Raw genomic sequence first — 25,831 nt, forward strand, 5'->3', positions numbered from 1 at the left:
GTTTGGCTCGGGCCCTCACTGATATGAGATCCTGACTCTGAGGGGGAAAAACGATTGAGTTATGGGGAGGAGAAGGTCCATTGATGCGTCAGAAGACGATCCCTGCTGACTGTAAGCAAATGTATCCTTCGATCGTCTCCCTTCGGAACGCTCGTCATACTAACAACAGCAAAACGTCGTAGCGCTGGGTTGGACGGTACCGGGAGGCATCGAGTCCCCTTCGACCACATGTCTCAGCATCATGCCCATCTCTCTACGCACTCTCCGGGCGGCACTTCTTGCTATCGTTGTCGTCCTCTGCTTCGTTCCCGCTGTGCAGGCTCAGGTGCCGGTGAAGCCGGGCATCGAGCGCGCCGGTATTGAAATCAAGCGCGGACTCGATATCGTGCAGCCGCCATCCGTCTTCTACAAACGCGTTCTACGAAATGCGGCCCGGCCGATTCGTGTCGATTCATTAGGCATACTACGCGTCCCACGGCCGCAGGACCTCGACGCGATCCAGTATCGCGACCGTTCGCTTGGGTTCGCGATCAACCTCCAACACGCTATGGTTGTGTCGGATGGGCAAATTGTCGACGTCGACGTGAGCAACCAGGCTGTCCGAGGGACAAGCGGTGGAACCGACCGAATCGAAGAGGAAGTGATCATCCTGCGTCCGCCGCCGGAAGACGCATTTGACGTAGCGATACCCGATGGACTTGAGTGCGTCGAACTAAAGCCGGGATCGGCAGAGGACGTCGCATCACGCGGGCGTCTACATGCAGTGGATGGGCAGCGTCCCGCACCGTGCAAGCAGGTGCAAGGTGTCGAAACCGTAATCGACGTTGCAGCCTGGTACGATGCATCGATGACGAATGCCCTGACCGGCGTCCGCGCTCGGAGTCAGCGATTCCACAACGCCCGGGAGCTCCGAGGATGGCTGAAAAGTCGGGCACCGGGAGGAGAGCAAGTCCGATTTATCCTCGTCGCGACTCCTCCGGCGGAGGATCGGATTGTCTTTCGTGAGCGACCGGGTGTCGACAACCTTCCGCTACAGCCCATCAACGTGAACGTCACCTTCACCGAGGTGTCGGAATCCGGTTTCGAGTGGATCACGACCCTTGCGGGTCTCGGAGGTCCCAACCGGAGCGATCTTCCAGGTGCGCCGGGACCGCGATACAGCGCGCGCCGCTTTAAGGGGGACGCGATGACGGCGGTGCGGTGGAATGTGTCACCCAATCAGCGCTACGAGATTCAACTCTTCGGGAGTACGCAGGCCGCAATCTCCGACGAGGCGCCCGGGAACCATCACGACGTGCCGTATGGAATGAGCCTGGCCGCGCGATTCGGCGAACGAAACGCCACAGGCTTCGAAATCCGGATCGAGGGTTCGTACGAAGACGACCCGTTCCAGCGGAATACACTCCGCCGCGGGGACCAGCGCATTCGCGTCCTCGGAGGCTTCGACCACGGACATTTGCTTACGAGTCGCACCCAGTGGCACCTCGCTGCCGGACCGACATACTTTGTGGATCGGGTCAACATCTGGGAGGTGCGGGATGACGGTCGACAACTCGGTTACACCGTCGACGCGGCGTTCCACAGAAATACAGTTCTCTTTCGTCTACCATCGATCTTTAGCGTGGCCGGCCAGCTCTACCAGTCGTTCGGATACGTGCAGGACACCGGCAACTCGAACCTGACCGTTCGAGGACGCATAGCAGCTAAGCCCCGATTTATCGTCGGCGGAACGATGCTCGCGCTGGGACCTGTGGCTCACGTAGAGTACACAGATAGTGACTACGCAGACATTCCGGGCTTCTCCGAGACGAACGTTCAGGTGGGGCTTGAGGTCACATCGTGGATCACGTTCTAACAAGACTCCACGGTCGGTGGATGCTGCATCGGCGTACGCGGCTTGCGCATGCCGAATGCGAAAAGCGGTGGCCGCGACCAAGCGACATCGAGTAATGAGGTGTACACGTGGGCTTCTTCCCGAACGGGAGGGAGCCCACACGTTTGTCTAGGACCTGTGGCGACTGTCGGTCGCTAATACTGAATCCAAATGATCGTTAATCCGACGTTGTCATATAGATTTGGTATCACGAGTCGCGCAGTGATAGAGAGCTCGTCCGTACAGGGCTTACTGCGGGGAAGATGCCGATGGCGGAGGCGGAAGGCTCGGCACCAGATCGACAACGTCGAACGTTTCCACGCACATCCACACGATGAACAGCGTGTACAGCCCGATCAGAATCCACGCCTCGGGCCGGGTGAGAACGAGGTTCGTGCGCATCATGAGAAAGACGATAACGGTAGCGACGGTCAGAACGCCCATGAGCGGGGCGGCGATGGAGTAGTTGACCGTTACGGCACCGGCGATCATGACGCCCGCGGGGATGCAGACGAGCAAGTCGAAAATATTGCTACCAAGAACGTTCGCTACGCTCGCGATCGCGTTGCCGGATCGTGCGGCTCGGATGCTCACGAAGGCGTCGGGGATCGAGGTTCCGGCGGCAACGACCGTGACGCCCCACAGAAAATTCGGCGTTCCCAGGACATCGCCGAATCCAATGGCCGCACGAATGAGCCCTTCTACGCCGAGGAGGATTGCCCCGAGCGCCACCGTGAGGCGCATCCATTCATGTCCCAGTGCGATGCCTCCGTTGTCGACCCCGGAGGAATATTCGATCGTGTCCTGATACTGAACGAACACGTATACGCCGTACATAATGAGCGGGACGACGGCCAGTGAACGCGTCACCATCCCGTCCAGAGCACCCGGTACGCCATCGACTGGGTGATAAATGACGGCGAAGGAAAACACGAGGAGCAGGACCGCGACTGCGATCATGTAGAACTGCGCTTCCTTATAGACGATGTCGCGGTTTGCATTGAGCGCAGTGTCCGAGGTGAGGCTCGAGAGCGCTGGGATGATCATCACGTTGAAGAGCGCGGATCCCACGACTGCAGCGATCCCAAGCTCAAATTCACCATGCAGGACCGTGGAGAAAATGACAGTCGATAGCTCTGGGAAGCTCGATCCGATGGCCACGACCACAGCACCTTGAATAACGGGGGGAAGGTCATAGTATGTGGCCAGGCGCTCACTTGCTGCCTCCAGCCACCCGCTCGCTTTCCATATCACAGCTGTAGACACAGCGGCGAGTGCTATGAACGCGAGAACGATTTGTACAGGGCCCATGCGGGGGCGGTGTAAAGTCTTGTGTGAGCGTAACGTATTGTAGCCGGTCCCGGCGAGTGGGTTCGTCTCTATGTGCAGAAACCGGCCGACCGACGTTGAACACATTCAGCGGAGTACGAGAGTAGGATGCTTTATCCTACGATCGGTCGTACTGTGGTTCTGGAGTCAAGGGTCGAGTCGAGGTCTTGGTCCTGATCAAGGAGGGGTCGCGGGTCAAGGCCGAGGACGACACCAACATGTCCCGCCGACCGAGACGGTGAGCGGGACATGGTAGGAAGGATAAACCGGAAGCGCGGGTTTACTTCATTTATGGGCAAGCACCTCTACCTTCTCAATCGTCGGCGGCTCGGCCAGCAGGTCGTCTGCCTTTTCCATGAGGGCTGCGGCAATATCTCCGTCGAGATGCGCTTGTCGGCCCGCTTCGTCCTGGGCGGTGTCAAAAATACCAAACGTCGTATCGTCGATCTGGAGGGCATAACACGACACGGTGAAGTCCTCATCCTCGGCGAGGGGAAGCGCGGACTCGAGGAAGTCGCGAACCTCATCCACTTTGTCAGGCTTTGCGTTCAGGCGTGCGAGAAGGGCTTTTCGTTCTGTAGCCATCACGAATCAGAGTCTATGAGAAAAGGTACTCTATCCCAACGGCTTCCCTCAGTGCGTGTACCTGCTGAACTGTGACTATCGGCATATACTCCTCCATTCGACTGATGCCGGAGGCCCGGGGACCGCTCGGTGATACGTTCCCCAACAAAAAAACGCGAGACGCCCCATTCGGCGCCTCGCGTTCTCGGGGTGAATTCGCCTCGGTTTCGTTACGGAGCCGGTGTAGCGACAGCACCGTCCGGAATACGGTAGTAGACGACGCGATCATCCTTATCCAGCACGTACAGAGACGCGCCGTTGTTCGTCACGAAGAACCCAAACGGGAAGTTCGTCGAGACGGTTGAGCCGTTGGACGAGAAACTAAGATTCCGAATGATGGCCCGCTCCGTACGCTCCGCCATGTCGATGACGTGAACTTCCGTTACGGCAGAGCCAATTCTCTTCGTGCTCACGGGAACGAACAGACGGTCCCCGACGCGCTCTTCGCTCGGATAGAGGCCGCGAACAATAGTGCCGCCGAGGTTCATCGACTCGCTCACGGTCCCGTCGGCACTCATCCACGTGATCCCAGATTCTCGGAGGACCGCCAGGCCGTCCCCGGCAGGCATCGCGGCAAGAGCATTTCCGAGACTCTTCTGCCCGAGATTCGTCACATCGCCGAACTCACCCGTGTCTAGATCGATCGTGCTATGCGAGGAGTCGGTGACAGCGTGAACGGTTGCGGACGTGAGCAGGACATGGCCGGATGACAGGCCGCGAGTCCAGGCGAGTTCGCCCGTTGACGCGTCCCACGATGCAACAACCTGATCACCACCCGCGGAATCCTTCACGATGTGGGCAACGAGCCGCCCGTCAACGAATCGCAGTCCACGGACGTCAACCGCTTCCTCAATTGGCTCCGATTCCCAGGTCATCTCGCCCGTCGCAAGGTCGTAGGCCTGGATCATCTTGTCCGGTCGGCCAACGGCTTTGAAGTTGGTCGTATGCGGCACATACGCGGTTCCGTCGTGGACAGCGGCGGACGCGGTCAAGCGGCCTCCGATTGTCGATTCTCCGCCCAGCGCGGTGGCCATCCGGTCGGTCGATCGGGTGGTTGCAGACGACTTGAACAGCTGAGAGCCATCGGAGAGACGGTAGGCTTCGGTTCCGCCCGTGTCCATGTCGATCATGACGGCATCGTCGAAGACGCGGATGCCTCGAACCGGTGGGGCAACGCGGGCTCCGTACGGGGACGACCAGACGACATCACCGCTCGTAGCATCGAGCCGTATCACGCGCTGCGCGTCCTCCGACCATTGTGCTAGATCCGTCTGATCTGTGGCCAGAAGCAATTCGTCTTGTTCCGGCAGGTAGTGAACGGCGGCGATGCCCGTTCCCGTCACTCCGTCGGCACGCCAGCGAATGTCGCCGGTGGACGGGTCAGTAAGGACGAGGCCGTTGTTGACCTTTATTAGCACGCCGTCGATGGCCGGGACTTCGGCCGCGAGACTCTGTGCGTACCGGTTGAAGAGCTCGCCTCCTTCGACGGTTGTGTTCTCATCGCTCAGGGCGGCGGCAAGCCGCTTCGTGGCCGCATCGCCGATCGCCTTCTGCTCGCTCAGGCTCCAGTCGAATTCGGAGGTCTCCCAGAGAACGGAGCCATCCCTGAGGTCAACGGACCGAATCTCGTCAGAGCCTTCCCGGTTATCGAACACCATCAATACATTGGATGACGGCATCGCGACGGTTGTGAGCTGCTCGCCGTCAAAATCGGCGAGGGAGAATCCAGCAAAGGTGGTTGACTCTTTGAACGACTGTTTCAGCATTCCACCGAGGCCCTTCTTCTCGCGGGCGTCGTAAATGAGCTGTCCGGTGTCGTCCATGACCCAGGCATCCTTCTGTTGCCGGGCGACAATTTCGCCTGTTGGCGTGGCACGGACAGCGTCAACGTCTTCGGTTGACATCGACCACTCCTGGGGCACCGTGCTTTGCATCGATGAGCCGCAGCCGGTTAGCAGCAACAGCATGAACAGGCCGGCAGCGCCGTGTAGTCCGCGTCTTGAGAGCCATAGATGCACGTTCGTGTGTCGCAGTCTTTCAATCATCTGTACGAATGTAAACGAAGGGAGAGAGGAGGGGAGCCTCGACGGATGAGCACACCCAATTGCACGGGATCGCTGCTCATCGAGACATGTCATACGCCCACTGATCGAACGAGGCTACATATAGAGAGGCGCAATCCAGGTGCTGCGGCGGACATTCCAGGAGGTCATACACGATGTCTTCATCGACTCTAAAACGACTCTTCCTTAGAGAGGCCCGAGCGGACGAGTGGCGTTCCAAATCTCCGGTCCAGATGAATGAAAAGGTTCGGATACCTGCGCCAGATCGTGCGTACCCACTCGAGGAAGGACGTCGAGGGTTTTATATCGTCGATCACACTCAAGGGACGATCGAATTGCATTATCCGCGACCTGTCCGACGTCCGGCTTGCTATCCTACTTGTTTACCGCGAATGCTATGTCCGCTCTTGACCTCGTTTCGTCCGATACGCGGCGTGAGCTGCTACGACTTGTCAAGCAAAAAGGAAGTCTCTCTCTGGACGAGGGGATGGAGGCGCTCGGTATGGCGCGGACGACGGTTCGAGAGCACCTGCTACGCCTGGAGCGAAAAGGTCTCGTCGAGCGATCGACGGTGCGAAGCGGGCGCGGGCGCCCGAGTCTGCTATACACGATCACGGCGAAGGCAAACGTGCTATTCCCGACGCGTGACGACGAGTTAATGAATGACCTTCTGACATTTTTGAACGATCAGGGCGCTGGTGATCTCGTGACCGCCTTTTTCGAATCCTACTGGGGCGAGCGTACCGAGCGGGTCGAGAGACGGCTAGAGGATGTCGGCGAAGACGACGTCGATGCGCGAGTCGAACTCCTACGGGACATCCTGGAGGAAGAAGGCTTCATGCCGAAAATCGACCGCACTGCAGATGGGATTACGATCCGTGAATGCAACTGCCCATTTCCAGAGTCTGTAAAGCAGACGCAGGTCCCGTGCAACCTGGAGGTCGCCTTCTACGAGTCGGTCCTGGGCGTCGAGGTAGAGCGGAGCGCGTATATTCCGAGTGGCGATGCTGCCTGTACGTATCACGTCGACACGAAAGGACCGGGCGAGGCGTGATCGTCCCGGAATCGATTCACTTGGACGTATAACCTTATTCGGATCGACAACTCTTATTTAATAATAAAACGTTAATTGGCTAATCAAACTTGAAAACGGAGTGGCCATTATCTAGGATGCATGACGTAAGAGTTGTCCAGCACCTTCTCCAATCCGCTCGGGACGATTCGACGCATTCCGGAATCCGTAGACGCGCATGGTCGGAATCGCCAGGAAAGACGTTTCCCGTCATGCTGTCGAGTAGGAGGTTGAGTGATTTGATGGTGGAACGTGCCGGATCGAAGGGGATGACCACGACCTTTGGCCGGCAAGAGTCAGCCCCAATATTGCCTGAGCCCATGGAGCTTCTTCTGAGTAGCACACCGTCTCCGCAACGTTCGATGGAAGACCTTGACCGCGTGGCGAAGCGGAGCCGCCCGCAGGGCATTGAACTCGTGATCCCGGATGATCCGTTGGTACGACCCACGGGGGCAGAGCCGGGAGCGACGTTTCTTTCGGGTCTCGAGGGGATGTCTTCCAAGAAAAGCTCGGCCCGGCCCCGGTGGTTGATGCTGCCGCCAAACGCATCCGATGCCCAGTTCCTGTACTGGCAGCAGTACGCCCACGTGCTCCGCGCTGGACTCGTCGTGCAGCGGCCGGTGGATGAGGTGTTTGCCGGTGTACGCGTCGCGATCACTCACGGCACCAGCCTCGCAGACGTTGTGGAGGCAGTCTCCTGGGCTCGAGACTACGACGCACACACATGTTGGGAGATCGGGCCTGGAGCATGCGACAGCGAGGACTTTGACCGGGTACTGGAGGTCACGCTGCCTTATTTGGCGCATGTCCGCCTGCTCAACACCGACCCGGAGGTGCTGGTACGATCAACGCGGGCGAGCCATGTTGATGTGGTGATGCGAATGCTTGCTCGAAGGCAAACCCGTGAAGGTGAGGGATATTCGGGGACAATCGCGCTGGTGCCCTCCGCTACGACAGACCAGGAGGACGCACGCACGACCCCGATGCACGCGTCGAACTGGCGATGCTGCACAGCCGCGTAACCGAACACCGAGGCGGTATGGCCTCTGATGAATCGGTGGGACCCGTACCGTAGAAATTCCCCGAACACATGAAGCCCGTCCGAAAGCAAATTGCCGATTGCCTCCGCCACGTCGATGACCCAGAGCTCGGAATCAACATCGTCGACCTCGGACTGATCTACAACCTCAACTTTGACGACGGCGACCTGACGATCACGCTGACACTGACGACGCCGGCCTGCCCCTTGAGCAGCTACATCAAGAAGAACATCCGGCACGTGATGGGGCAGGTCGGCGGCATCGATCGCGTGCATATCGACACCGTCTGGCAGCCCCCGTGGACGCCCGAGATGATGGATCCGAGCGTGCGTCGGGGTAGGTTCCGTCGCCCCCGTCACTCCGTGTGAATCCTGCTGGCCGCACCCCGATCCACCGAATTTCCGACGCCCGAACATCGCGCCCCTCCGGCCCACCTATTCCGCTCAACACGCAGACCTGAAACCCCATGCGCGACGACGCACCCACTGACATTCAATCGCGCAACGACGTCCACTCGATCGTCGACGCCTTCTACCGGGACATCGCCGATGATCCGGTCCTCGGCTCGTATTTCGCCGATATCGACCTGGAGTCGCACGTGCCTAAGCTTGTTGATTTCTGGACGTCCGTCGTTTTCCAGTCCGCGACCTATCGCGGCCAGCCGTTTGAGGCGCACGCCGCCCTCGACGGCCTCGAGGGTCGACACTTCCGGCGCTGGCTCGATCGCTTCGAGACAACCGTCGACGCACGATTCGCGGGGACCAACGCAGATCGAATGAAGCAACGCGCCCGCCAGATTGCGACCATTTTCCAGTCGAAGCTCGGTGTCCTTGACGAGACGGATGTGGCTCGCCGATTTCAGCAGCGTACGTCCTAGTTCGGTAAAGTAGGTTACATTGGCAATACGTGAATCTAATAATGTCAGTGACATTTTAAGGTCTTGCAGACTTCTACCGACGAATTCTTTCAGCAGATTGCCCGGCTTCGGTTCAAGTAGTCTGTTGCTTTTTGGCTTGATCCAAAAAGCAACCCAAAAAGATCACGCGGCGTGTCGCGCTGCGCCTGATGTTCACTCCCGACGCGCTCAAATGCTCAAACTCGACCTCTCTGAAAATTCTGGTGCTTGTAAGATCAGGTGCTCGCTTCGAGGTCTTAGACAGTGAGCATTTGCCCTTCCGAGCCACCTTGCCATGCGACATCCTATGTAGTGTTTGGGACGCGTGTCGTCCGCGTCCATCCGGGCGGCGCACCGCGAAAGGCCGCGAAAATCGACAGCAAGCCATTGTGAATATGACACCTTTACTGATTCCGAATGCGAAATCCGTGGTGCCGAGAAGCTACACCACGATCGACTACAATGGCAGTCGATCGTGTCGTGGTGTAGTGATAGCCATGTTCAGGAAAAGTACTCACACCCCATCCCTCACACCCCAAACCCCATAGCAATGCCTTACGTCGTCACCGAACCCTGCATCAACTGCAAGTACACCGATTGCGTCGAGGTCTGTCCGGTCGACTGTTTCTACGAGGGGCCGAACATGCTCGCCATCCAGCCGGACGAGTGCATCGACTGCAATGCCTGCGTGCCGGTCTGCCCGACGGAGGCCATCTACCCGGACGATGAGGTGCCCGAGGAATGGAGCCACTACACGGAGTGGAACGAGTACCTGGCCAACCAGTGGCGCGATATGGGCTGCAACCTGACGGAGAAGAAGGAGCCCCTGCCCGACGCACTTGAGTGGGAGGACCGCGAGAAATCCGAAGATGACATTCTCACATGGGATGTCGAGGCATCTGGTTGACCGTCACGTCCGGCACATAGGATAATCGAGGAACGTCAGGGATGGATCGAGAGAGCACGCAGACGGGCATCCGCTTCGCCCTGATGGCGATGGGGATGGTGGCCCTTCTCAGCGGACTCTGGGCGGGGCTTCTCCGACTTGGGTGGGCTGGGCCGATCCTGCAAACGAACCTGCCCATGGCGCATGGACCGCTGATGGTCTGTGGCTTCCTCGGCACGCTCATCAGTCTCGAACGTACGGTTGCTCTGGATCGAGCATGGGCGTACGTCGTGCCTGCTCTCGTCGGAGTGGGAGGCATGGTCCTCCTATCCGGTCAACTCGGAATGATCGGACCGCTACTCATCCTGCTGGGGAGCGCAGGTCTGGTCGTACTGTTTGGCGTGGTGCTCTCGATTCAGGCTTCTGGATTCGCGTTCGTGATGGCTGGCGGCGCGGTCGCCTGGGCGGTTGGGAATGGCCTCTGGCTCGCCGGATGGCCGATATCTGATCTCGTGCCGTGGTGGATGGGCTTTCTCGTGCTCACCATCGCGGGCGAACGTCTGGAGTTGAGCCGAATGCTATTCTACGCCGAGTACGTCGAAAAGGTGTTCTTCGGCATCGTGGGAGGCCTCGGGATCGGAATGGTCGCGACACTGTCCTGGCCCGATATCGGACTCCGCACGGTCGGCTTGATGCTGATCGCACTCGCGGCCTGGCTCGCGATCTACGACATCGCGCGGCGCACGGTGCGGGGCAGGGGGCTGACTCGCTTCATTGCAGTGTGCCTGCTGACCGGATATGCCTGGCTCGCCGTCGGTGGTGCACTCATGATGGTCTACGGTAATCCCGGCGCGGGGCCTGTCTACGACATCGCATTCCACGCCGTCTTCGTCGGCTTCGTCTTCAGTATGATCTTCGGTCACGCCCCCATTATCTTTCCGTCCGTTCTGGGCGTGTCGATCCCGTACCGACCACTGTTTTACGGGCACGTCGTGCTGCTTCATGTGGCACTCACCCTGCGTGCGGCGGGCGACCTGACTCTTCATCTTCCTTTGCGTGCATGGGGCGGATGGGGAAATGCCGCAGCCATTGTTCTCTTTCTGGATGTGACCGTTTACAGCGTCATCCGGGGAGATGAGCATCCGATCGGAGGAGGACCGATGCCGTCCCTCGATCTGAATGAGACGTCTACGGAGAGGCAATCCGACGAGATACCGGACCTCGACCTCTCGGCGACGACGCGGTGATCTTCGTTGTGCCTCTTCACGACAACAGATTTCGATGCCCACGAAAGCCCGATGGCTCATCAAAACCGCCCTCCTGCATCTGCTCCTGGGATTGATCCTCGCAGGGGTGCGCTCCGCACAGGGCGCCGGATGGGTGCCGGGGAATCCCGGCGTGTGGTGGCTGCCACAGCTTCACCTCATCACCGTCGGGTGGATCACCCAGCTCATTTTTGGTGTCGCCTACTGGCTGTTTCCCCGCCCGCGATCCGGCATGGAGGCATGGAAGGAAACCGTCGTCTGGGTCGGGTACGTGGCTCTGAACGGTGGATTGCTTCTTCGGGTCGTCCTTGAGCCGGCTGAGACGAGCTCCGTCATGGAAGCATGGGGCCTGGGGCTGTCGGCGGCATTGCAGTGGATTGCCGGCTGTTGCTTCGTGGGACATCTCTGGATACGCGTACGCAAGAAATAGTCAGCCGCCCATGCCACGCATCAGCATCTGGTTCGTACGTGCCGCTCTCCTGCACTGCTTCTTTGGGTTCACCGCGGGCGCATGGCAACTCGCCGTGCTCGGCGGGCTGCCGCTGCCATCGATCGGCCCGGTCCGGACGTTTCACGTCGAGGTCGTTATGCTCGGCTGGATCGTGCAACTCGCTATCGGCGTGGCCATCTGGATTCTGCCATTTTCGCGTGGCGTATCCCGCGACTGGCGTCTCTGGACCGCCCTGGGCCTGCTGAACGGGGGCGTTCTCCTCGTTATCGCGGGCGCACTCGTTGAACTGGACCTGGCCCATGGCCTCGGCCGCCTCGCGGAGATCATTGCCGGCGGCTTCGTCGCATGGGTGCTCTGGCCGCGGGTTCGTGCGCTACCGTCGCGTGACCATTCGTGACGTCCGGTTCGGTCTACGTTGGCGCGAGTTTCCGTGTCTAGAAACGTAAAGGGCGTTCCCGCACCTTCCCGCGCAACGATGTAAGTGCGTTGCGGTGGGAGGAGCAGGAACGCCCTCTCGATGCCGAAAACGTGTGCTGCCCTTAGGAGGCTGCGGCTGCGGGCTGAGCGACCCCGGCGTAGAGATAGTCGATTACGTCCTTCGCCGTGTAGTGTGGTTCATCGACTGAACCGAGGGGGAGATCCACGAGGGCGTCGCCTCCGGTGAAGAGGGAAAGCTCCTTGCCCGATTTCTTCTGAATCTGTGCCTGCCCGATGTTCGCGGTGAGCGCGTTGCAGAGGCAACTCCGACCTTCCGTGTCGGCAGCATCGCCCCCTTTGCGCACGTAATCGTCGACCGGCTCACCGGGGCAGCGGCCCTGGAGGCGTCCCTTCGCATCGACGTACGGCGTTCGCAGGTAGCCAAGATCGCAGATGCGAGTGCGCTCCTCATAGATCTCGGGCACAGCGAGCGTGCCGTCGAGTTCGACCACCTTGAACGGGAACCCGGTCGGAGAGGTGCGCCCATCGGTGCGAATGGCGGCTTTGCCCGAGTGGAGGGCGCGGATCAGGCGGCGTGTGTAGTCGGTCGGGTACCCCGATTCCTCCGTCAGGGAGAAAAGAGAGCCAACCTGTACGCCCGCTGCGCCGCGGTCGAGGGCTTCTTGCAGCTTCTCGGGCGTGCCCCAGCCGCCTGCGAGATAGAAGGGATAGCCCAGAGCTGCGACCTGATCGAGATTCGCGATATCCCGCTCGTCGTACACCGGGTGGCCGTCCTCATCCGTGTTCTTGTTTCGCGGTGGCGCGTTGTGTCCGCCCGCGATGGGGCCCTCGATGATCCAGCCGTGGATGAGCCCATCGGGGATCTTCTTGTCGAGGATGCGCGCCAGAAGGTCCGAGGAGACGATTGGATAAAACTCAGGGGCGTCCAGCTGGGGCGGATTCGAGAGGATGTCGGCTGGATCGAGTTCATAGTAGAACGGGCCGTCCACGTCATCGGGGGCTTGCGCCGTGTCCACATCGAGGCGGAGGCGTGCCGATTCGCCCGCGGCGAGTTTCGGGAGTTGCTGTGCCTCCTCCGTCGGGATGCCCGCGCCTATAAAGACCGCATCGACATCCGCCAGCATCGCTCCATAGCAGCAGGCCAGCGTGTAGCGCTTGAGCTTGCCGAGAAGGTTCATCCCGATCACACCGTCGTGGCCCTGCTTCGCCAATAGTACCTCGCTGAAGGTCGCCGCACTCAGAATCCGCTGGGAACGAACCTTCGGCTTGTAGCGGTGAATGGGAAGGAGGCGGTACGGCTCGTCATCTGCTTTCCCGCCTTCGATGTAGAACCGGTCGATGATGTAATCGACGATCTCCTGGTCGGGGTAGGACCGGAGGACCGAGCGTCGGTCATGCGGGTCGCCGTCCTGTAGCTCGCGCACCACGACCGTGTCGATCGCCGTGCCCGAGATGACGCCGATTTCGCCCAGTTGAGCGACGCGGCGGGCGAGGCGCCAGCTGGAGACGCTAACCCCCATGCCGCCCTGGATGATGTTCGGTGCATTCGCTCGGAGGAGGGAATCAGAAGAGTCCACAGAAGGTCAGGTGGTTAGTGTAGGATGGAATGTCGTGTCGTCGGGTGTTGTGCAGCGCGATCCCGGGGCGCCGGTGGTCGAGGGGCGTCAGGCGACGGCGGAGAATTGATTCAGCATGCTCGGTTAAGTACGTGCCAGTTTCTTCTTAAATGGTTTCGTGTCGGACACTCTCTGAAGCACCAAACCAGTCTTGCAAAGTAATGAGTAGTACGTTATCCGAATTAGCAAGGTGGGATTTAGTTCCGTACAGGATGCCGGCTTTACCGCCAGCAGGGTACCAATTGGACGGAGGCGTAAGACAGGAGAAGATCCACACCGTGCGGTGGTCACGCTCAATTGCGCGCAGCCTTTTAGCGGGAAATGCAGACTAGCTTCGGAGGCCTACCGCGTACCGAAACGGTTTTGTGGCAGTCGTAAAGACGGTTGACGACACGCATTGGAGGGTGTGGCTCATTCAGTAGTAATGTAGAAACGCGGAAGGCGTGCCGCTTCAGACGAAGAAGGAGGCAATGCTTCTGCGTCGTTCCACTGCTGGCGATCCCGGAAATTCACTGCTATAATTACGTGACGTGGCCCGCTGGATCGTCTCGATCACTCCGCGCTACCCTGGATGGATTCCGGGTTGTGCATTAAAAACTGTCCCGTCTTCGGTACTCATCGCCATCATGACCTCTCGTCCTATGAGAACCCTCGTTCTCGTTGCGCTTGCTCTTGTACTATCTAGCTCCCTCGCTCTCGCTCAACAGTCTTCGGCCTCAACCGACTCTACCATGTTTCAGGGACTGCGTACGACCATCTACGTTGTTGACGATCTCGACCGCGCGAAAGCATGGTATGCCGAGGCTCTCGGTGCCGAGCCATACTTCGACGAACCCTTCTACGTTGGATTCGATGTCGGCGGATTTGAGCTGGGGCTTCTGCCGGCGGACGAGCGAAACAGTCCGGGCGCCGGCGGCACGCTGACGTACTGGGGCGTGCCGGACATTGAGGCGGCGGTGGAGCGTCTCGTTGAGTTAGGGGCGACCGAGCACGATCCAATCCAGGATGTGGGCGATGGCGTTAAGACGGCGACCGTGCTTGATCCATTCGGAAACGTCCTCGGGGTGATCGAGAATCCACACTTCCAGCTTCCCGATCAGGAATAATCGCCTACGCGCGAGACCCCACTTCAGACACGCCAACACGGGGAGCCGAAACAAATTACTGCGCTAGAGGGCACGATGTATTCTGCAGCACGTCGAGTGGGACCTCTGTCGCAGGACCGCGGGAGCGAAGAGACCGTCGATCTCGAGCTGACATCCGTTCATGCAGGAAAGCGGCACGCTGACGTCGCCCTCATAAACATCAACGTTCGCAGTGCCGTTATCGAGCGGTGTGCGGGCGCGTCCCGTATGTGCCGAAGTATCACCGTGGTCATGCTCATCGATTCTCCTCTGGGGACGCTTTCCGCGGAGCGAAACCGTTAGGCCATCTTTCGTCGGTGTCGCCAAATCGTATGATCGCAGGCCGACCTCGGACGTGGATTTACATAAGGGGTGCGCTTTTCTGACATTCGAACGAGCCATTTGGTGTCACTGCGATACCGGCCCGATCTCTTCTTTTGCTGACACGGACCCAGATGGACAATCTCGGTATTCGAAGGGATACGCAACATTCGAGTGTGCCAGATAAATCCAGAATCAGGCGTATGCCTCTACTGTCACGTGCTTACGTGTCGCCCAAATCAACCATACGTCAACAGAGGCCATGACCTATCTCGAGCGAGCGAAGGATCTCTATGCCCAGATGGCAGAGGGCAAAATAATGGAAGCATTCGAACGATACTATCGCGACGATGTCGTCGTAGTGGAGGCCGACGGCCAGGAACGACACGGCAAAGACGCACAGCGGAAGGCGATCGAAGAGTGGCTGGCCTCCGTAGAGGAAATGCACGGTGGGGCGACCGAGCACGTAACGTCGAATGAAGAGGAGGGAGTCACGATGGTACAGAGCTTCACCGACGTCACGATGCACGGGGAGCGAATGCCGTTTCGTGAGATTGCGGTCCAAGAATGGGAAGGCGATCAGATCGTGCGCGAGTCATTCTTCTACTTCGTGCCGGCAGAAATGCAGCAACGGATGGCTGAAAAGCAAGCCCAGCCGAAGCGCGCATAGTGGCTCGATTCGGTGACCGGCTCGGGAGATAGAAGTAGACAAGAAGTATAAGAGCATAGAAAAAGCCCCGCATACCAGATGGTTTGCGGGGCTTTTGTTATTGGTGGAGATGCCGGGAGTCGAACCCGGGTCCGAGTAGCCGCACTTGTCGAACATCTACCTGCATAGTCACTGTTTTTCATGTCGCGTCTGGCTCCAGCCCAGTGTCGAAGCCAGCCAGATGCCAAGGCTGATCAAATTTTGCCATCTAATCGCTCAGCCGGAGCAACAGATGACTAGACCTACTAATCGATGTCTCTAGCGGCTCATAGGCCGAAGCCCTCTAGAGACAGATGGGGCGTTTACGCCGCCATCGCGTACGAATAATCGTCCGCAGTTACATGTTCCTAACGAGATTTACGAGCATATTAGGAAGCTCGGCAGGACAGTCCGCAGCACGTTTACTACCCGTCGAAGCCGTGTCATCCCCATAAGTGAAAGAGCGTGAACAGGCACACTCCGGCGGCTGTGAGGGCCACCCGGGTGTTTCCCCTGTTCGCATCATATTAGACACGTGTGTACCCTGTGTGTTCCGGTCTCAAGGGCTGTCCTGGGGGCCACGGGGCGCCTGAATCGCGGACACCATTCAGAAGCAGTGAAAGCTGGAGATGACCGTCTATAACACGTCCCGGGACTGCGGCCCGGCAGGCGTCTGGCTACAGAGATCACCGGATCGTGAGCATCGGCGACCCCAAGGGCTTGTCTTTTCTTACGACTTCACGCATTTTGGCGGTCTGCCTGGTACCCGTGCCGTTGTCGCGAGTATCAATTGTGTTCACGCCCGAAGCATAAAACCCTGGCTGCATGTCCACGCCTTCGAACGGCGCGTCCGCGCCCGCCTTCGATCCGTCCGAGAAAATCTACGACGATGAGTTCGCCGAGTCGAAAGATCGGCTCGAGACGTACGCTGATTTCGCTGCGATTGTGAAGCAACTCCGCCGCGATTGCCCGTGGGACCGCGAGCAAACCCACGAGTCGGTGAAGCATCTCCTGATTGAGGAAGCGTACGAAGTCGTCGATGCCATCGACTCGGGGGATTCAGACGAGCTGAAAAAAGAGCTCGGCGATGTTTTCCTTCACGTCCTGTTTCACAGCCGCATCTCGGAGGAAAACGGCGGGTTTACGATCCAGGACGTGATTCAGGCCGAAACGGAGAAGCTGGTGCGACGCCATCCGCACGTGTTCGGTGATGCCGCAGCTGGCGACGCCGATGAGGTCATGTCCACGTGGGAGCAGATCAAGCAGCAGGAGCGTGATGAGGAGGGAGAGGACGAACCGTCGTCGGTGCTCGATGGCGTGCCCCGTCACCTGCCGGCGCTCCTCCAGGCTCTCCGTATGCAGGAAAAAGCGGCCGGGGTTGGCTTCGACTTCCCGGACGCCGATGACGCCTGGGAGAAAGTGGAGGAGGAGATCGAGGAATTCCGTGAGGCTGTCGACTCGGGCGATGAGGCTGAGCGAGAAGATGAGTTCGGCGATGTCCTGTTCGCTTTGGTCAACTACGCTCGCTACGCCGACGTGAATCCCGAAACGGCTCTGCGAAGCACCAACGACAAGTTCAGTCGCCGCGTCCGCTACATCGAGCAGCGCCTCCGCAAAACGGGTCGCACGCTTGAGGAGGTAACGCTGGCCGAGGCCGATGCGCTCTGGAACGAGGCAAAGAACGGCGAAGAGAACGGTTAAATGTCAGACGACGAAGAGCGATGAAGCATCTCTATCGAGCACCCTAAAATGTACTGCGAGACCGGGCATCAGGCCTGAGTCGACGGCAGCATTCTGTTTCTCCATCTTCTTTTGAACGCCGCTCCAACATGGCCGTCACGACCATAGATGCAATCCGTACGGGGCATCCCCCGCTCCGAAAGCCCCAATCCGACGCGGCTGCCATGATGAAGCAGCTCGACGGCTTTTCCGACCCGCTGCGGAATCGTCTGCCGATGGTGTACGAACGGTCGGCGATCGACTACCGGCACACATGCATCCCAGACTGGGGCGCGACATCCCCGGACCAGTTTGAGTTCTTTCCGCAGAACTGGGCGCTCGAACCGGCGCCGTCGACCGGGGAGAGAAATGATTGGTACCGGAAAGCGGTCATCCCGATGGCGGAGGACGTCGGGCGACGAGCGATCGAGGCGTCGGACTCGGCCCCCAGGGACATCACGCACGTGATTGCGGTGAGCTGCACGGGGTTCTTTGCACCGGGTCTCGACATTGAGCTCGTCAAGCGCCTGAATCTGCGCCCCTCCACGCAGCGGACGTTCATCGGGTTCATGGGATGCTATGCCGCGTTCAACGCGCTACGCACGGCCCACGCTTTCTGTCAGTCGGACCCGAACGCACGCGTCCTCATCGTTTGCGCCGAGCTCTGCACCCTTCATTTCCAGATCGAGGACTCGCTGGAGTCGGTCGTGGTGAACTCGCTGTTCTCCGATGGAGCCGCGGGCGTCGTGATGTCCGCCCGGGACGAGTCGGATGCTGCCGGACGCCTTGCGTACATCGACAACGCCTGCCGCCTGGACGACGACTCGATGGGGGACATGACCTGGGACATCGGCGACACGGGATTTCAGATGGGCCTCTCCTCCCGCGTCCCGAAGGTCATCGCCAAACACCTCCCCGATTACGTGGACGACCTGCTCGGGCGCCACGACCTATCAGCCGATGAGATCGACTTCTGGGCGATCCACCCCGGCGGACGAGCCATTGTCGAGAAGGCGCAGTCGGTGCTCGGTCTGGAGGACGCCGATGTCGAAGACAGCCTGGAGGTGCTTCGCCAGCACGGCAACATGAGCTCGCCGACCATTCTGTTTGTATTGAAACGCATCCTGGAGCAGAGACAACAGCAGATCGCCGGCGACGGCGCGCCTCCCTCAAACGACCACGGCGTGGCAATGGCCTTCGGCCCCGGCCTCACGATCGAAGGGGCGCTGTTTAAATGGTGTTAACCTTTTTACGTTATAACGTTTGAACGTTTTAACGTTTTAACGCACCAACGTACCCAACGAAAAAGCCCCGCTCCAACCGTAATGGTCAGAGCAGGGCTTTTCTGTATCCGTTTTCGCGGAGTGTCATTCTTGAACTCCCGGATTCCGGTTCAGGAACTCGTTGTAGAGCTTCGTGTGGCGGCTTTCCATCGGGATCTTGTAGCCCTGAATGAACAGGTGGCGCACCTTCGTCTTCGTCTCGAACGGGTCGCCGTCCGTGACGAAGAGATTGGCCTGCTTGCCGACTTCGAGCGAGCCGAGGCGATCGTCCACGCCGAAGATGCGGGCCGGTTCGATTGTTATGGCCGCAAGCGCGTCATCCTTGCTCATGCCGTAGGCCGCGGCGAAGCCTGCGTGGAAGGGGAGATTCCGGACATTCTCGGCGTCTCCCGTCCGCAGTGCGACCTGTACACCCGCGTCGTGGAGAAGCGCGGCGTTGCGGTAGGGCTTGTCGTAGCGGTCGGAGTCGCGCGTCGGAACGGACAGCACCGGGCCCGCGATGACGGGCACGTTGGCGTCGGCAATCTTCTCGGCCACGCGCCACCCTTCGGCTGCTCCGCTCAGCACGATCTGGTCTGTCAAGCCGCGCTCGTCGGCCCATTCGAGTGCGGCTTCGATATCCGCGGCTTTGCTGGCGCGAACGAGGAGCGGCATGTCGCCCTTCACGACACCAGCGAGTGCGTTCATCGCCGGCACGTATTCCATGTCCTGCGTGGACCGGTCGGTGGCTGCGCGGGCGGAGTCGATGCGGGCGTACAGCTCCGCCTCGTCCCACGTCTCATTCAGCTTGTCCATCGCTTTCTTGGCCGCCTTCTCGATTTCCTCGTTGGAGCGCTGGTCCCAGCGTCCGCGTCGGCCGGTGGAGGGGAAGTCGAGCACGATGAGTTCGACGCCGCTCTGGTGCATCTGCGACGGCGTGTAGCCATGAAGGTCGATCAGCGCAGCGGTGCCGGGGAAGAGCCCGCCCGTCGGGGCGGTGAGCACCGTCGTGACGCCGTTGACTCGGGTCACGGGAATGTTGACGGAGTTCGGGTTGACGGCGGTCAGGGCCTTCATCTGCGGAGTGAGTTCGCCGATCTCGGAAAAGTCCCTCGTTTCATCGAGGGAGCCGACCTCCACGAGACCGAGCCGCGTCCCGCCGTCGAACAGGCCGGGATAGACGGTCAGACCGGACGCGTCGATCACTTCGGCATCGGATGGTACGGTGACATCGGTGCCGAGGGCGGCGATCGTGTCGGAGCGGACGAGAACCGTTCCGTTTTCGATGGCGGAAGAGGTCACGGGGACGATGCGCGCGTTGGTGAGCGCGTACGTGCCCTGGCGGCCGGGCCGTTTCTGGCCGTGGGCAGCATCGGCTACCGGGCCAGCAATGAAAAAGAGCAGGAGCAGATAGCTAAAGAAGCGGATAGGCATCGCAGGTGCAGTCAAGTCGTGCGGCAGGCGGAAGGAAGGGAGTGGGGCCGAGGGATCAGCGTCCGGATTGCCAGAAGGTCGTTCCCTGGCTGCTGTAGCGGCCCACGTCCTGCAGGCAGCGGCCGTGGCGCGTACCGGTTTCGGACCAGTCGAACGCGCTCTCAACGGAGGCTTCCGGGTCGAGGCGCAGGCGCATGTCGTCGGGATCGTTCTCGCGGTCGAAGCGCACGACGCCGTCGACGTACGTCCGCTGGGCGACGGCGTAAACGGAGAGCGGGTGCGCGTCGAAGATAGCGAGATCGGCGTCCTTGCCCACCTCGATGGACCCGACGCGGTCGTCGATGCCAAGCTGCTTGGCCGGGTTAATCGTGATGAGAGAAAGCGCCTCCTGATCCGTGAGTCCGCCGTACTTCTGTGCCTTCGCGGCTTCGTGGTACAGGTGACGGTTCAACTCGGGGGAGTCGGAGTTGATGGAGGTCGTGACGCCGTTGTCCGTCAGAATCGCCGCGTTGTACGCGGTGGAGTAGTAGACCTCAAACTTGTAGGCCCACCAGTCGCTGAAGACGGAGGCGCCGGCGTTGTGCTTGGCCAGCTCGGGCGCAACCTTGAAGCCCTCGTTCACGTGGTGGAACGTGAAGTTCTCGACGCCGAAGTCATCGAAGACCTGCATGAGCATGAGAATCTCGTCCGCCCGGTAGGAGTGGCACTGTACGAGAACCTCACCGGCGAGGATATCTGCGAGAACTTCCATTTTCTCGCTGTGCGGCGGCGGGGCCGGGGCATCGCCGTTCTCGTACGCTTCTTTCTCCGCTGCGTAGCGACGCGCCTTGGTCAGAGCATCGCGAATGACGCGTTCCACGCCCATGCGTGTTCTGGGTACCACATCGTTGCCTTCGCCGTGCACACGCGTGGGATTTTCGCCAAGTGCAAATTTTATTGTGCGTGGCGCACCGTCCATTCGAAGCGCGTCTGGGTCGGTTTGACCGTAGCGGTGCTTGATGGTCTCGTTGCGACCGCCGATCACGTTCGCCGAACCGTGCATCAGGTGGCTGGTGGTGACGCCACCGGCGAGTGCCCGGTAGAGATTGACGTCGTACGGATTGATCACGTCTCCGACACCGACCTCGGCCGTGACCGGCGCGGTGGCCTCGTTTACGCTGGAGACGGCGATGTGAGAGTGCGCGTCGATGATGCCGGGCATCACGAACATGCCCGAGGCGTCGTACGTCTCGGTACCGCCGGGAGCGGAGAGGTCGGAGCCGATCTCGTCGATGGTGCCGTCACGAACGAGGATGTCGGTATTTTCGAGCGTTTCGCCCGTCACCGTGATCACTGTCGCGTTGGTGATGAGCCAGTCGTCGGGAGCGTTTGCGCGAAGCTTATCGGACTGCGCGTGAGCAGGAGAGCCCAGGAAAAAGGTGGTCAGGAGGACCGCTAACATAGCACGGGCCCGTGCGGATACGTCGTACATGAGAGAGCAGGTCAGGCCAGAGAAAAATCGGGCAGGCGTGGGTGCAGCAGGGGAGATGTGCATATCGGCAGGGTCAACGTCGTGGAGAAGGCGAGAGGGCATTACCGGCCGTCGGGCGATGTCCGGCTTCCGGTAATCGGGAAGGAGCCAAACGCTCCACTCACCGACCCTTCGAACTGATCGCCTTCCACATCGACCGTGACCGACAGTTGACCTGCATTTTCAGCATTGAGGTCGAACGAAAGCGTCGTTCCGTCGAACGAAATGTTCTCCAGATCGGTCGTCTCGTCGCCTTCTGCACCGGAAATCGTACCAGAAAGGTTGTCTTCGTCACCTTCCAGCACAATCTCGCCTGTGGTCGTGCCCTGGGGCGTTTCCAGTTCGTATTTCCAGGTGCCGACGAGGGCTTCGACGGAGCCGGTTACTTCTGCTTCCGACTCATCCGAGGTGTACGGAAACCGTTTCCCGTCAACGAAGACGTATTGAATGGACGTGTCCTCGGAGAAGAAATCGCCATCCGTCACGACAAGATTCGCAATCTTCCCGGATTCCACCGTGCCGAGCTGATCGCTGAGGCCGAGGAGGGAGGCCGCGTTCGTCGTGAGCGCGGCAAGAGCAACGTCTTCGGGCAACCCGTGCTCGATCATCACCCTCAGGTTGTCGCGGATGTCGCCCGGTTTTGCATCGATCGTCGTAAAGCCGAACTGGAGACCGGCATCGTGCAGCGTGGCCGCGTTGCTCCGGTACTGTTTCAGGATCGACTGCTGCCGCGCCTTTAGCACCTGCTCTTCGGATTCGAGGTCATCTTCCGACGTGATCCGAAGATCCGTTTTGAAGAAGCTCGACGGATCATCGGGTGTAACCGCGTGGCCCGGTGCATCCGCGCGGGTCGTATCGGCGTCGGACGTATCGGGTTCGACACCGTCCGCTGGCTCGGGCAACTTGAGCGTGAGGAAAAGGGGGACATTGGCTTCCTCGAGGGCGTCTACGGTTTCGAAGGCATCGCCGAGGCCGGCCATCATGATCGGCAGGTCGAGTTCGTCGGCCATGGCGAGGATGCGGTGCGTGTCGAGCGCATTTTCCGCGTAAAACGCCACGGGGAACTGTCCGTTGAGGACGGGGACAAACGCCGAGTGGACGGCATCCGATGGCGGACGATTGCGTCCACGCGGATCGTCTTCGTATGCTTCCGCGAGCATCTGACGGCGACGCGTCTCGCGAACGAGATCGCGCATCTGTGCGATGACGGCCATTGGCGTACTCGGCGCGACGACGTTCGGCCATCCGCCCGGAGCGCCTTTCATCTGAGCGAAGAGGGAGGCCCGATCGGCGAGGATCATCTCGTCCGGGTTATCGCCTGCGAGAAAGATCAGGCCGCCGTGTCCGGGAAGCATGTATCCCTCCGGGGCGACGTGGGCGAGACCGAATCCAGCTTCGCGGAGATCGTCGACCTTGTCCGGATCGAGCATTGGACGGATGTCGCGCTGCGGCTGGATTCCAGACTCGGCGTAAGAGCCTTCTTCCACGTCTTCCCGATCGTCAGGCGTGTCGACACCGGCGTGGGAGAGTCCGTCGATGAAGCCGGCGTAAACGGTCAGCGAATCGCCTTCGATAATGCGCGCGTCGAATGGCGGGTCAACGTCACCAACGGCTTCAATCAGTCCGTCGCGGATGATGACGGTTGCGCGGTCGATCACGTCGCCGGGCGCCTGGACGACGCGAGCATTTGTGATGGCGACGGTCTGCGTAACCGACGGGACGTCCTCCTGTGCGAGCGCCTGACCGGGCGGCCATGCGAGCACGATCGCAAAGAGGAGAAGGCTGAGAATCACCGATAGAAGGCCCCGGTCAGCCCGGGCCGGGGAAGGGAGCAGGGGAGATGGCGTCATGCAGAACGTTGGGTGCAAGACAGACGGGGACGAGTGGATGGTCCATGGTACCGCACGGACGCGACATTATCGAATTCACAGTCACCGTTCGTAACGCCCATTCGCCGCTGGTAAAACCAGCAGGTTGTCGGGGCAATCCGGAGCTAGCAAAAGACGCTGTTGTCGGTTCGTATGATGCGCTGGATCTAGCCGATCTCGTGCTGCAGCTCCTTAACGCGGCGAACGACCTCCGCCCGATCCATGTCGCGATACTTCGTCGGAAGCAGGTCGCGACTCGTGCATTCGAGGACGGCGGCGAGCTTCTGGAGCTCGATCTCGGTCGGGTACGTGGGCGGAATGAAGTCGCGGACGGTCTCGGCAAGGATGTCGGCTGTGACGGTGCCATCCTCGCGGCCGGCGGCACGAAAGGAAGCACGGGTGAGAATCGCTTCCATGTCGGCGCCGCTGTACGTTCTATCGCCGTCGAGCAGTTCTTCCGGGACGTCCTCCATGGGGAGATCCACGTTGGTCCGTCGCATCATGACCTGGAGAAGCTCCTCGCGGTCCGCGCGCGTGTTCGGGTAGAAAAGGGCAATGTGCTCCTCGGCGCGTCCCTGGCGCTTGAGGTCGACCGGCATCAGGTCCGGGCGGGCGGTGACGAGGAAGAAGATCACGCGGCCGCGATTTTTCGGGTTGCTCATGAAGGACACGATCTGCGAGAAGACCCGCTGACTCACACCGGAGTCGCCGGACGCGTCGCGATCACCGAGCGCAGCGTCGGCCTCGTCAATCATGACCGCAACCGGCGTCATCGCTGACAACAGATTCAGGATCTTCTCCAGGTTGCCCTCGGTCACGCCCTGCCACTGGGACCGAAAGTTCTTGAGCTTGACCATCGGAATCCCGATCTCGCCGGCAAAGCACGTGATCAAGAACGTTTTTCCGCAGCCGACGGGACCGCTGATAAGGTATCCCATCGGCATCACGTCGGGGCGACCGGCACGAAGGGCGCGGGCGGCCTGACGTAAATGCTGTTTCGCTTCGTTGTGGCCCGCGACGAGGTCCAGCGAGTAGTCGGTTTCGATAAACTCGAGTAGTCCATACGCTTCGGCCTCGATGAACTCCTTTTTGAGCTCTGAAAGCGTCTCAAAGGTGAGCCGGTTTTTGTTTTCCAGCACATCCGCGACGATCGAGCGGAGCTGCGTGTAGTTCAATCCGGCCGTGTTTTGAGCGAGATTCGACGGGCTCACGTCCGAGTGCGCGTCGAACGTCGACCGCGAGCCGACGAGCGACGTGTCGATGAACCGCTTTCTGTCGTCCTCGTCGGGAATCGGGACGTGAATCTCCGCCGTATGCGGGCTCTGAACGAGCTGCTGATTCAGATCCGTGAGATTTTCTGTGATGAGGCAGATCGTGAGATCGTTCTCGACGAACAGCGGGTCGCGCGACCATTTCTGCAGAAAGACCAGCGCGCGCCGGTCCTCGGCGGAGTACATCGAGGCCTCCGCCATCGGGGCGATCGTCTCCGCGTAGTCGATTACAAGAGCGATGCGCTTGCCGTCCGACAGTCGGAGCCGCAGGTAGTTTTCGAGGAGCTGGAAGACCTGGCTGGGCTCCTTCGGCAGCTTGTTCTGGTAGTCGGTCCCAAAGATCGAATCATATCCCGACACGGCCCGGCTGAAGTCGGCCCGTGATGCGTCGTCGGCGAAGTGAATGCCGGCGCTGCGATCGTAGAACAGGACCGCATCCCGTGCGGCGAATAGATCATCCACCAGGAAGGAGTGCAAACCGACGTATGTCGTGTTGCCGTCGCGATCCTTCGTCGGGACGAGATCGCGAACGTCGCCATGCAGGATGAACTCGGCGACCGTTTTCGTGAAGTACTTCCGCGCCAGTTCCTGCGCCCAGTTTGGGTAGTGGCCGATGAAGGGCTGCAGCGCGTCGGTGACCTCTTGTTCGGACGTCGCGCTCATAACCGACTCGGTCGCTTCCTCGAACGAAGCCTGCGACGCGTCGCCCGATCCGTCGCCGCCGTCTCGTTTTGGTGACGGTGTGTTCGATGCAGGATTGTTCGACGCATCGGCGTCCGATGGCGTCGGCCTTGAGTCGTCGGGGGTAGAGCCGTTGGGGGAGTTGGAGAACGGACGGTCGGACTCAGACATGGGGTAAGCGGGGCTGGAGAATGGAGGTGCTGTAGCCGTACGCCGAGACGGGGGCGCGGATTCCGTAAATGAGTACGCGAGGCCCTCGTTGATCGTTACGGTTTGCGCAGGCGAATCCACGTTGCGATCGAAGGAGCGCCGGGCCGGGAAAACAGGGCCGCCGCTTCCGGTGACGTTGATACCACGACACCGACAACATAGAACAGGATCGGTATACAAAAAAGCGGCCC

The 25,831-nt window shown here is 60.1% G+C and carries 21 protein-coding genes and 1 other RNA gene; 13 read left to right on the plus strand and 9 right to left on the minus strand.

Annotation, left to right across the window (positions count from 1 at the left end; all coding sequences use genetic code 11):
• Positions 1–241: 241 nt before the first annotated feature.
• Complete coding sequence (locus CRI94_RS00960) at positions 242–1,855, plus strand: hypothetical protein (protein ID WP_098073792.1); 1,614 nt, start codon at positions 242–244, stop codon at positions 1,853–1,855.
• Between the two features lie 267 nt (positions 1,856–2,122).
• On the opposite strand, the gene CRI94_RS00965 is transcribed toward CRI94_RS00960, so the two are convergent.
• The 3 genes from CRI94_RS00965 to CRI94_RS00975 all read right to left on the minus strand — a co-directional run bounded on the left by CRI94_RS00965 (position 2,123) and on the right by CRI94_RS00975 (position 5,793).
• Complete coding sequence (locus tag CRI94_RS00965; protein WP_098073793.1) at positions 2,123–3,184, minus strand: sodium:calcium antiporter; 1,062 nt, start codon at positions 3,182–3,184, stop codon at positions 2,123–2,125.
• Positions 3,185–3,487: 303 nt separating this feature from the next.
• Positions 3,488–3,787: a putative quinol monooxygenase gene (locus tag CRI94_RS00970; RefSeq protein ID WP_098073794.1), complete on the minus strand. Its 300-nt coding sequence runs from the start codon at positions 3,785–3,787 to the stop codon at positions 3,488–3,490.
• 209 nt (positions 3,788–3,996) lie between these two features.
• The gene (locus CRI94_RS00975; RefSeq protein ID WP_179862099.1) at positions 3,997–5,793 is read right to left on the minus strand and encodes an outer membrane protein assembly factor BamB family protein; all 1,797 of its coding nucleotides are present in this window, start codon (positions 5,791–5,793) and stop codon (positions 3,997–3,999) included.
• 493 nt (positions 5,794–6,286) lie between these two features.
• Between CRI94_RS00975 and CRI94_RS00980 the strand changes: the two genes are divergently transcribed.
• From CRI94_RS00980 to CRI94_RS01015, 8 genes are all read left to right on the plus strand, one after another.
• Positions 6,287–6,943, plus strand: a complete 657-nt coding sequence (locus CRI94_RS00980) for a helix-turn-helix transcriptional regulator (RefSeq protein WP_098073796.1) — start codon at positions 6,287–6,289, stop codon at positions 6,941–6,943.
• Positions 6,944–7,281: 338 nt separating this feature from the next.
• A complete protein-coding gene (locus CRI94_RS00985) occupies positions 7,282–7,983 on the plus strand; it encodes a hypothetical protein (protein ID WP_143815256.1) in 702 nt (233 codons plus the stop codon).
• Positions 7,984–8,051: 68 nt separating this feature from the next.
• Positions 8,052–8,369 carry a metal-sulfur cluster assembly factor gene (locus tag CRI94_RS00990; RefSeq protein ID WP_098073798.1) on the plus strand — a complete coding sequence of 106 codons (318 nt, stop codon included), beginning with the start codon at positions 8,052–8,054 and terminating at the stop codon, positions 8,367–8,369.
• 98 nt (positions 8,370–8,467) lie between these two features.
• The gene (locus CRI94_RS00995; RefSeq protein ID WP_098073799.1) at positions 8,468–8,878 is read left to right on the plus strand and encodes a group III truncated hemoglobin; all 411 of its coding nucleotides are present in this window, start codon (positions 8,468–8,470) and stop codon (positions 8,876–8,878) included.
• A 568-nt stretch (positions 8,879–9,446) separates the two neighbouring features.
• The gene (gene fdxA, locus CRI94_RS01000; RefSeq protein WP_098073800.1) at positions 9,447–9,803 is read left to right on the plus strand and encodes a ferredoxin FdxA; all 357 of its coding nucleotides are present in this window, start codon (positions 9,447–9,449) and stop codon (positions 9,801–9,803) included.
• A gap of 41 nt (positions 9,804–9,844) precedes the next feature.
• Complete coding sequence (locus CRI94_RS01005) at positions 9,845–11,029, plus strand: hypothetical protein (RefSeq protein WP_218919335.1); 1,185 nt, start codon at positions 9,845–9,847, stop codon at positions 11,027–11,029.
• A 34-nt stretch (positions 11,030–11,063) separates the two neighbouring features.
• Positions 11,064–11,477 carry a hypothetical protein gene (locus tag CRI94_RS01010; RefSeq protein WP_098073801.1) on the plus strand — a complete coding sequence of 138 codons (414 nt, stop codon included), beginning with the start codon at positions 11,064–11,066 and terminating at the stop codon, positions 11,475–11,477.
• A gap of 10 nt (positions 11,478–11,487) precedes the next feature.
• A complete protein-coding gene (locus CRI94_RS01015; protein WP_098073802.1) occupies positions 11,488–11,895 on the plus strand; it encodes a hypothetical protein in 408 nt (135 codons plus the stop codon).
• Positions 11,896–12,037: 142 nt separating this feature from the next.
• Here CRI94_RS01015 and CRI94_RS01020 read toward each other — a convergent pair whose 3' ends face one another.
• Positions 12,038–13,513, minus strand: a complete 1,476-nt coding sequence (locus CRI94_RS01020; RefSeq protein ID WP_143815257.1) for a nitronate monooxygenase — start codon at positions 13,511–13,513, stop codon at positions 12,038–12,040.
• Positions 13,514–14,283: 770 nt separating this feature from the next.
• Here CRI94_RS01020 and CRI94_RS01025 point away from each other — a divergent pair.
• Positions 14,284–14,658 carry a VOC family protein gene (locus CRI94_RS01025; RefSeq protein WP_098073804.1) on the plus strand — a complete coding sequence of 125 codons (375 nt, stop codon included), beginning with the start codon at positions 14,284–14,286 and terminating at the stop codon, positions 14,656–14,658.
• A 601-nt stretch (positions 14,659–15,259) separates the two neighbouring features.
• Positions 15,260–15,667, plus strand: coding sequence for a nuclear transport factor 2 family protein (locus CRI94_RS01035; RefSeq protein WP_098073806.1), 408 nt, complete (start codon positions 15,260–15,262; stop codon positions 15,665–15,667).
• 101 nt (positions 15,668–15,768) lie between these two features.
• Here the strand turns inward: CRI94_RS01035 and ssrA are convergent.
• Positions 15,769–16,136, minus strand: a transfer-messenger RNA (tmRNA) gene (gene ssrA, locus CRI94_RS01040).
• A 374-nt stretch (positions 16,137–16,510) separates the two neighbouring features.
• Here ssrA and mazG point away from each other — a divergent pair.
• Together mazG and CRI94_RS01050 are read left to right on the plus strand one after the other, a co-directional pair.
• On the plus strand, positions 16,511–17,386 hold the full coding sequence (gene mazG, locus CRI94_RS01045) for a nucleoside triphosphate pyrophosphohydrolase (protein WP_098073807.1): 876 nt from the start codon (positions 16,511–16,513) through the stop codon (positions 17,384–17,386).
• Positions 17,387–17,514: 128 nt separating this feature from the next.
• Positions 17,515–18,648: a type III polyketide synthase gene (locus CRI94_RS01050; RefSeq protein WP_098073808.1), complete on the plus strand. Its 1,134-nt coding sequence runs from the start codon at positions 17,515–17,517 to the stop codon at positions 18,646–18,648.
• Between the two features lie 123 nt (positions 18,649–18,771).
• Here CRI94_RS01050 and CRI94_RS01055 read toward each other — a convergent pair whose 3' ends face one another.
• From CRI94_RS01055 to CRI94_RS01070, 4 genes are all read right to left on the minus strand, one after another.
• Positions 18,772–20,100: an amidohydrolase family protein gene (locus tag CRI94_RS01055; RefSeq protein WP_098073809.1), complete on the minus strand. Its 1,329-nt coding sequence runs from the start codon at positions 20,098–20,100 to the stop codon at positions 18,772–18,774.
• Positions 20,101–20,155: 55 nt separating this feature from the next.
• Complete coding sequence (locus CRI94_RS01060) at positions 20,156–21,571, minus strand: amidohydrolase family protein (RefSeq protein WP_245846020.1); 1,416 nt, start codon at positions 21,569–21,571, stop codon at positions 20,156–20,158.
• A gap of 101 nt (positions 21,572–21,672) precedes the next feature.
• The gene (locus CRI94_RS01065; RefSeq protein WP_098073810.1) at positions 21,673–23,460 is read right to left on the minus strand and encodes an amidohydrolase family protein; all 1,788 of its coding nucleotides are present in this window, start codon (positions 23,458–23,460) and stop codon (positions 21,673–21,675) included.
• Between the two features lie 185 nt (positions 23,461–23,645).
• Entirely contained in the window at positions 23,646–25,412 is a 1,767-nt protein-coding gene (locus CRI94_RS01070) for an ATP-binding protein (RefSeq protein WP_098074280.1), read from the minus strand.
• Between the last annotated feature and the right edge of the window lie 419 nt (positions 25,413–25,831).

Origin of the sequence: Longibacter salinarum (genome assembly GCF_002554795.1) — a bacterium.
GTDB lineage: Bacteria > Bacteroidota > Rhodothermia > Rhodothermales > Salinibacteraceae > Longibacter > Longibacter salinarum.

Bases quoted from the DNA above. Each gene is read 5' to 3' on its own strand.
- CRI94_RS00960 (WP_098073792.1), top strand. From the start codon at position 242: ATGCCCATCTCTCTACGCACTCTCCGGGCGGCACTTCTTGCTATCGTT.
- CRI94_RS00965 (WP_098073793.1), bottom strand. From the start codon at position 3,184: ATGGGCCCTGTACAAATCGTTCTCGCGTTCATAGCACTCGCCGCTGTG.
- CRI94_RS00970 (WP_098073794.1), bottom strand. From the start codon at position 3,787: ATGGCTACAGAACGAAAAGCCCTTCTCGCACGCCTGAACGCAAAGCCT.
- CRI94_RS00975 (WP_179862099.1), bottom strand. From the start codon at position 5,793: ATGCTGTTGCTGCTAACCGGCTGCGGCTCATCGATGCAAAGCACGGTG.
- CRI94_RS00980 (WP_098073796.1), top strand. From the start codon at position 6,287: ATGTCCGCTCTTGACCTCGTTTCGTCCGATACGCGGCGTGAGCTGCTA.
- CRI94_RS00985 (WP_143815256.1), top strand. From the start codon at position 7,282: ATGGAGCTTCTTCTGAGTAGCACACCGTCTCCGCAACGTTCGATGGAA.
- CRI94_RS00990 (WP_098073798.1), top strand. From the start codon at position 8,052: ATGAAGCCCGTCCGAAAGCAAATTGCCGATTGCCTCCGCCACGTCGAT.
- CRI94_RS00995 (WP_098073799.1), top strand. From the start codon at position 8,468: ATGCGCGACGACGCACCCACTGACATTCAATCGCGCAACGACGTCCAC.
- fdxA (WP_098073800.1), top strand. From the start codon at position 9,447: ATGCCTTACGTCGTCACCGAACCCTGCATCAACTGCAAGTACACCGAT.
- CRI94_RS01005 (WP_218919335.1), top strand. From the start codon at position 9,845: ATGGATCGAGAGAGCACGCAGACGGGCATCCGCTTCGCCCTGATGGCG.
- CRI94_RS01010 (WP_098073801.1), top strand. From the start codon at position 11,064: ATGCCCACGAAAGCCCGATGGCTCATCAAAACCGCCCTCCTGCATCTG.
- CRI94_RS01015 (WP_098073802.1), top strand. From the start codon at position 11,488: ATGCCACGCATCAGCATCTGGTTCGTACGTGCCGCTCTCCTGCACTGC.
- CRI94_RS01025 (WP_098073804.1), top strand. From the start codon at position 14,284: ATGTTTCAGGGACTGCGTACGACCATCTACGTTGTTGACGATCTCGAC.
- CRI94_RS01035 (WP_098073806.1), top strand. From the start codon at position 15,260: ATGACCTATCTCGAGCGAGCGAAGGATCTCTATGCCCAGATGGCAGAG.
- mazG (WP_098073807.1), top strand. From the start codon at position 16,511: ATGTCCACGCCTTCGAACGGCGCGTCCGCGCCCGCCTTCGATCCGTCC.
- CRI94_RS01050 (WP_098073808.1), top strand. From the start codon at position 17,515: ATGGCCGTCACGACCATAGATGCAATCCGTACGGGGCATCCCCCGCTC.
- CRI94_RS01055 (WP_098073809.1), bottom strand. From the start codon at position 20,100: ATGCCTATCCGCTTCTTTAGCTATCTGCTCCTGCTCTTTTTCATTGCT.
- CRI94_RS01060 (WP_245846020.1), bottom strand. From the start codon at position 21,571: ATGTACGACGTATCCGCACGGGCCCGTGCTATGTTAGCGGTCCTCCTG.
- CRI94_RS01065 (WP_098073810.1), bottom strand. From the start codon at position 23,460: ATGACGCCATCTCCCCTGCTCCCTTCCCCGGCCCGGGCTGACCGGGGC.
- CRI94_RS01070 (WP_098074280.1), bottom strand. From the start codon at position 25,412: ATGAGCGCGACGTCCGAACAAGAGGTCACCGACGCGCTGCAGCCCTTC.